Consider the following 922-nt stretch of genomic DNA (forward strand, 5'->3'; position numbering starts at 1 on the left):
TCGCTTATCTGCTGGTCCACGAAAAGCTGCCGACCCAAACTGAACTGACGGCCTACAAGACGAAGCTCAAGAGCCTGCGCGGCCTGCCCGCGAACGTCAAGGCGGCGCTCGAATGGATTCCCGCGGCCGCGCATCCGATGGACGTGATGCGCACCGGCGTCTCGGTGCTCGGCACCGTGCTGCCGGAGAAGGACGATCACAACCTGGCGGGCGCGCGCGACATCGCCGACAAGCTGTTGGCGTCGCTCGGCTCGATGCTGCTGTACTGGTACCACTACTCGCACAACGGCAAGCGCATCGAAGTGGAAACCGACGACGACTCGATCGGCGGCCACTTCCTGCATCTGCTGCACGGCGTTGAGCCATCGAAGTCGTGGGTCGACGCAATGCACGTGTCGCTGAACCTGTACGCCGAGCATGAGTTCAACGCATCGACCTTCGCTGGCCGCGTGATCGCAGGCACGGGCTCGGACATCTATTCGGCGATCACCGGCGCGATCGGCGCGCTGCGCGGCCCGAAGCACGGCGGCGCAAACGAAGCCGCGTTCGACATCCAGTCGCGCTACCAGACGCCGGACGAAGCGGAAAGCGATATCCGCCGGCGCGTCGAGAACAAGGAAGTGGTGATCGGCTTCGGCCATCCGGTGTACACGATCTCCGATCCGCGCAACAAGGTCATCAAGGAAGTCGCGCAGAAGCTCTCGAAGGAAGCGGGCAACACCAAGCTGTTCTCGATCGCCGAGCGGCTCGAATCGGTGATGTGGGACGCGAAGAAGATGTTCCCGAATCTGGACTGGTTCAGCGCGGTCTCGTATCACATGATGGGCGTGCCGACGGCGATGTTCACGCCGCTGTTCGTGATCTCCCGCACGGCCGGCTGGAGCGCGCACATCATCGAGCAACGGATCGACAACAAGATCAT

1 protein-coding gene is annotated in these 922 nt (G+C 62.9%); it reads left to right on the forward strand.

Annotated elements, in window-relative coordinates; translation table 11 throughout:
• A partial coding sequence (gene prpC / locus HV744_RS36610) for a bifunctional 2-methylcitrate synthase/citrate synthase (RefSeq protein WP_175154092.1) occupies nt 1-922 on the forward strand: 922 nt, incomplete at both ends.

Source organism: Paraburkholderia ultramafica (assembly GCF_902859915.1).
In the GTDB taxonomy this organism is placed as follows: Bacteria; Pseudomonadota; Gammaproteobacteria; order Burkholderiales; family Burkholderiaceae; genus Paraburkholderia; species Paraburkholderia ultramafica.